Below are 6,000 nucleotides of genomic sequence, written 5' to 3' on the forward strand. Positions count from 1 at the left end.
CACTGATAAGTGTTGCATTTTGCAACATTACCCCCCGCGCGTGACGATGCCGTTTCATTGTCGTTACACTTCGGGTGGAGCCATTGAGGACGTCCCGAACCTCTGATACGATAATTTACGAAGTCAAACAGAAGTGGGGTAATGAATTTGAAAATCAGCAAGAAACTATTAGGAGCGTTTGTCTTGGGCATCGCACTGATTACCGGCGCGTTGTTCAACCAGAGTTCCGGCGTTTCTGCAGCTACGGAGCGTTATTTGGGCGTTGACTGGGCCGTTTACCAAGGTCCAAACGGAATCGTTGGTCCGAACGATAAGTTTGCCATCGTCCAAATTGGTGGTACTTATGGGGGCAAACTTTCGACCCAGAGCACCTACAGTTCCCAAGTTGCTAGCGCCAAAAAACAGGGCTTGCGGGCACACACATATATTTGGTACCAGGTTGGATCCAGTCAGGCCACCGCAAAAGCCGCGCTTGATTACTTCCTGCCTAAGGTCCAAACACCCAAAGGCTCAATCGTTGCTCTGGATTATGAGTCCGGAGCTAGCTCAAGCAAGACGGCCAACACTAGCGCCATCCTGTACGGCATGAACCGAATTAAGGCTGCGGGCTACACCCCAATGCTTTACAGTGGTCAGTCATACTTAAATACGCATATTAACTCAGCAAGCATCATCAAGAGTTATCCGAACAGTCTGTGGGTTGCGAAGTACCCAGATTACGCAGTTCGGAATACTCCAGACTACAACTACTTCCCAAGCATGGACGGCGTTGGTATCTGGCAGTACACCTCTACCCAAATCGCCGGTGGTCTTGATGGGAACGTTGACTTGGTCGGCATCACGCTGAATGGCTACAAGTCAACCAGCACCGCTGCACCAAAAGCAACGGCTGCTAAACCAGTCGCTGCCGCAACAACCTCTGGCGCGGGTGCTAAGCTCGGTACCGCCCACATCAACTACCCGTCTAGCTACGGGATCCAGATTTGGACGAAATCAGGCAAGGCCGTGACGTACAACGCAACCGATGCGAAGGCAGCTGGCAAAAAAGTCGGCGACGCCAAGAAGTTGCCGGGTCAGTCGAACTGGAAGGTCTTCAACAGTACCTACCACCAGAATGGTACGACCTACTACTGCTTAGGCGGCGATCAGTACATTGACGCAGCCTACGTCACATTCACCAAGTAACATCATAATTTAGTATTCACGGGCTCCAGCTGCACACTTCCCCATGTGTCTAGTCGGTCCGCATGGAAACAACTCAGCACAACTATTTTGACTTCGTTCCTTAAATCCCTACTGATTCCCCGCCATCGCGACGGGGAATTTTTTTGCATCCAGAGCAGGGGCACACAACTCGGCTTGGCACCGCAATCCAGACGGTTCACTCGCGCTAGCACACGCCCTTGTATTACAATGGCAATTGAATGCTAGGAGGTTTGTCAATGAGTGCATATGAACGTTTTCTTCAACATCCGTGGATCAGGCGGATGACGGTACTTGCTTCAGCAATCTTGGTTTTGTGGCTGGCGCGCAGCCTGATGAGCACGATTCTGCTGACCTTTATCTTTACTTTCCTGATTGTGCGCTTGGTCCGTTTTGTGCAGCGCTTCGTGCACGTTCGGCCGGCGCTAGTGGTCACGCCGGTCTTCTTGATTGTGCTAGCTGGTTTGTACTACGTGGTCACCCGCTACGTACCTGAGATTGCCAAGCAGAGCGTGCGACTGTTCACAACGGTGCAGAAGTTTTACGAGAGTGCCGCTTTTGACCACAACACGATCATTCAGTGGGGAGTGAAGGAGCTCAATGATCTCAATCTCAATGAGCAGCTCAAAGTTGGCGTTGGTACGCTGATGCAGTACGTCGGTAACGTGGGGACGATGCTCTTCACCGTCTTCAGTGCGCTCCTGCTTAGCTTCTTTTACACGATTGAACTGGATGAAATGAACTCGTTTGCCCGGGAGTTTTTGGACTCGGAGTACGGGTGGTATTTCCGCGATTTGAAGTATTTTGCTGATAAGTTCATCAACACCTTTGGGGTGGTGATGGAGGCCCAAATCTTTATCGCGCTGGTCAACACGATCATTACGGTAATCACGCTCATCGTCATCGGCATGCCGAACGTTCCTAGCTTAGGCGTGATGGTCTTCATCCTGTCCCTGATTCCAGTGGCCGGGGCAATTATTTCCGTAATTCCGCTCAGCCTGATCGGTTACACAGTTGGCGGCTGGCGGGACGTCGTGACCATTATTATTATGATTGTTGTTATCCATATTTTGGAAGCATACGTCCTCAATCCGAAGTTCATGAGCAGCCGCACCCAACTGCCAATTTTCTTTACCTTCGTCATCTTAATGTTGGCCGAGCATGTTTGGGGAACCTGGGGCCTGATTGTTGGGCTGCCGGTATTTACCTTCCTGCTCGACGTGTTTGGAATCAAAAAAATTTCGCCAGACGAGGAACAGGCACCGCGAAGTCCGGAGGCTGACCATGACAAACAGTAATTATTATTCACCAACACGGCGGGTGCGGTATTTGCCCTTACTGACCGGATTACTGGCACTGCTGATTTACTTCTTTGCTAGTGCGATTGGGCACGGTAATCCGCTACTCGGCGGCTCACAGCTGGCCGGTGACTTCAGTAACCAGTACCTATCGATGTTAAATTACCTGCACCAAGTTGTTTACAGTCACGCTAGCGCCGCGTACAGCTTTGGCAACGGGCTCGGCGGGGGGATGATGGCTAACTGGGCGTACTACCTGCTCAGTCCCTTCAACCTGATTTCGCTGCTGTTCAGCGAACGGCTGCTACCGATTGCCCTGTACATCATTATTTGCCTCAAGATTGCGTTTGCGGCTGGCGACTTTGCCTTCATGGCGCGCCGCAGTTGGCCACGGCTGCAGCCCGCACTGATCATGGCGCTGAGCCTCGCCTATGCACTCATGGGCTACGCGATGATTTACCAACGTGAATTCATGTGGCTGGATGCACTCGTCTTTCTGCCGCTGATTATTGCCGGACTGCAAGAACTGCTCGCGGGGCGAAACTGCTTACTCTACACGCTCAGCTTGGCGGTCCTGCTGATTGCCAGCTACTACTTAGGCTTCATGGTCTGCATCTTCCTGGTGTTGTTCACGGCCTACTTGCTAATGCGGCGGGACCAGCAAGATTGGTTGGGCGCCGCACTGCGTTTTGCCGGCAGCTCGGTTCTTGCTGCTTGTGCTGCGGCGGTCGTGCTTGTGCCGACGTTCATGGGCTTGCTCGGCGGCAAGTTGGGGGTAGATACCGGTGCACCGATTCTGCCGTCACTAACGCACCCGCTACCGATGCTGAGCCGGCTACTCATTGGGGCTGTCGACGACCACATTGAGCTGCACCCAGGTGCTCTGGCCGTGCCCACCGTCTTTGTCGGCGGCATGGTGCTGGGCTTGGCGCTGGTCAGCTTCTTTGCCCGGCGCTTGGCGCTATGGGAGCGGCTCAGCGCGCTGTTTCTCAGTGTGCTGCTCGTTATCAGCTGCTACAGCGGCCACGTTTACCTGCTTTGGCACGGGGGCGCTAATCCGGTCGGCTATCCGTACCGTTTCGCCTTCCTGATCAGTTTCTGGTTGGTGTGGCTGGCAGGGACGGTCTTGAATGAATACGTTGAGGAACAGCTAGACCGCGGCTCGCTGATTGGGGTTGGGGTACTGTTCTTCCTGCTCGGGGCGTACATGTTTTACCGACGGGCCGCTCTTGATGCGAACGCCGCGCGGGTGCTCCTGACAGTCATCTTTTGGTTGTTGCCGTTGGGGCTCCTATTGCTGCGGGGCAAAATTCAGCGGTATTTGCCAGGGTTGCTATTGCTGACGGTGGCGGTGGAGATGGGAATCAACTCGGCCCTCATCACCAACCAGACTCGCGGCAGTCGGGCCAGCACCTACACGAACTATCAACGGGAAATGCAGGAATTGAGCGCCGGCATTCACAATGATGCTGGTAGTGCCGCTCAGCCATACCGGGTGGAGAAGAACTTCATGCGCGGTAATGATCGTGGTGACGGGCTCGTCTATGATTTTGGCGGGGCTAGTATCTTCTCCTCCAATTTGCCCGCTGCAACGCCGAACCTGTTGCGTGGCTGGGGTCAGATGACTTCGGGTTATTACATTCAGTACACCAACGGGACCGCAATTAGCGACAGCCTGTTGGGGATGCGCTATTTGATTGGGACCAAGCGCACGGCGACTAAAACCAAGCGCGATGCCGTGGAAGTCTTCGGTCACCGGAACGAATTGCAAGGCAAGCAGGTGGCACATTACGGTAAGGAGACAGCTTACCGGAACGACAACGCCTTGCCGTTAGCATTCGTTGCCGCTAACACTGATGTCCACGCGCAGGCTTACCAAACTCTCCAAAATCAGGAGCGGGTGCTGCAGGATTGGTCTGGCAGCCAGCAATCTGTTTTGCGGCCACTCAAGGTTCAGACCACGCTGCACTTCGCTCAGCAGAGCAAGGGTCAGCTGAGTGCTGGTACCCAGCTGCTGAACTTTAAGGCGCAGTCGGGACGTAAGCATTACGCAATCACCTGGCGGGTCCACACGACTGCCAAGCAGGTCTACTTGAGCGTGCCGAGTGCATATTTTGCTAAGCACGAACGGGTTTACCTCAATGGCAAGCGGGTGCGGATTTTCCCTGGCTACCCAACGACAGTTAACTTGGGTGTCCGGCCAAAGAACGGACTGATCGTCTTGCAGGCAAGGTTCAAGCAGCCAGTTAACGCCGTGCCTGCCGTTACCGCCAGCAGCATTGACCAGAATGCTTTGCACCAGCAAGCAGCACGGATTCAAAAGCGGGGGCTACACTTTACAGATACCCGGGCCGGCAAGCTGGCCGGTACGATCCGGACGCAGGGCACGGCGACCCTGATGACCACGATCCCCGCTGAGGCTGGTTGGCACGTGCAGGTCGATGGCAAGGACACCGCCACGGGTACGGCGCTAGCGGGCACCTTCATGAGCGTGCCGCTGCGGGGGGCCGGCTTGCACCACGTGACGTTGCGCTACCGGACGCCAGGGCTGCGAATCGGTGCCCTCCTGTCGCTACTAGCATTTGCAGTAATTTTCGTGCTGTTTCTGCAAACGAATCGCCAGCGACAGGTGCGCAAACAGCTCTTTTAGTGTAAGATGGTAGGGATAAAGGTGCTGGGCAACCAGTACACTAAATAAAGTGAGGTAATTACTGACATGGCAAAATTGGTATTGATCCGTCACGGACAGTCCGAATGGAACTTGTCCAACCAGTTCACTGGCTGGCACGACGTTGACCTTTCCGAAAAGGGTGTTGAAGAAGCAAAGACCGCTGGTAAGAAGATCAAGGAAGCTGGCCTGCTGTTTGACCAGGCTTACACTTCAGTTCTGACCCGTGCAATCAAGACTCTGCACTACGTTCTTGAAGAATCTGACCAGCTTTGGATTCCTGAAACCAAGACCTGGCGTCTTAACGAGCGTCACTACGGTGCACTCCAGGGTCTGAACAAGAAGGAAACCGCCGAGAAGTACGGTGACGAACAGGTTCACATCTGGCGTCGTTCTTACGACACTCTGCCTCCTCTTCTGGACCCATCTGACCCAGAATCAGCTGCACAGGACCGTCGTTACGCTGACCTCGACCCACGGATCATCCCTGGTGGTGAAAACCTCAAGGTCTGCCTCGAGCGCGTTATCCCATTCTGGGAAGACGAAGTTGCTCCTAAGCTCCTTGATGGCAAGAACATCGTCATCGCTGCACATGGTAACTCACTGCGTGCCATGACCAAGTACATCGAAGACATTTCTGATGCTGACATCATGAATGTTGAAATGGCTACCGGCGAACCAGTCGTTTACACATTTAACGACAAGCTGGAAGTTACTGACAAGACTAAGCTTGGCAAGTAAGCACAGCTAATTAGGGGTTGTGACAAAACCCCTCAAAAGAAGAGGACGAGGCCAGAAATTTCTCAAATTTCTGGCCCCGTCCTTTTTTGT

4 protein-coding genes are annotated in these 6,000 nt (G+C 53.7%); all 4 read left to right on the forward strand.

The features are described from left to right. Positions 1–141: 141 nt before the first annotated feature. Positions 142–1,185 carry a GH25 family lysozyme gene (locus GN107_RS07355; protein WP_155287072.1) on the forward strand — a complete coding sequence of 348 codons (1,044 nt, stop codon included), beginning with the start codon at positions 142–144 and terminating at the stop codon, positions 1,183–1,185. A gap of 257 nt (positions 1,186–1,442) precedes the next feature. After that, positions 1,443–2,501: an AI-2E family transporter gene (locus tag GN107_RS07360; RefSeq protein WP_155287073.1), complete on the forward strand. Its 1,059-nt coding sequence runs from the start codon at positions 1,443–1,445 to the stop codon at positions 2,499–2,501. Then, the gene (locus GN107_RS07365; protein ID WP_155287074.1) at positions 2,488–5,151 is read left to right on the forward strand and encodes a YfhO family protein; all 2,664 of its coding nucleotides are present in this window, start codon (positions 2,488–2,490) and stop codon (positions 5,149–5,151) included. The genes GN107_RS07360 and GN107_RS07365 overlap by 14 nt, the downstream gene beginning before the upstream one ends. A gap of 66 nt (positions 5,152–5,217) precedes the next feature. After that, positions 5,218–5,910 (forward strand): 2,3-diphosphoglycerate-dependent phosphoglycerate mutase, encoded by a 693-nt coding sequence (locus GN107_RS07370; protein WP_155288056.1) that lies wholly within the window; start codon positions 5,218–5,220, stop codon positions 5,908–5,910. Positions 5,911–6,000 lie beyond the last annotated feature (90 nt).

This window comes from Lacticaseibacillus zhaodongensis (assembly GCF_009687905.1).
GTDB classification, from domain to species: Bacteria; Bacillota; Bacilli; order Lactobacillales; family Lactobacillaceae; genus Lacticaseibacillus; species Lacticaseibacillus zhaodongensis.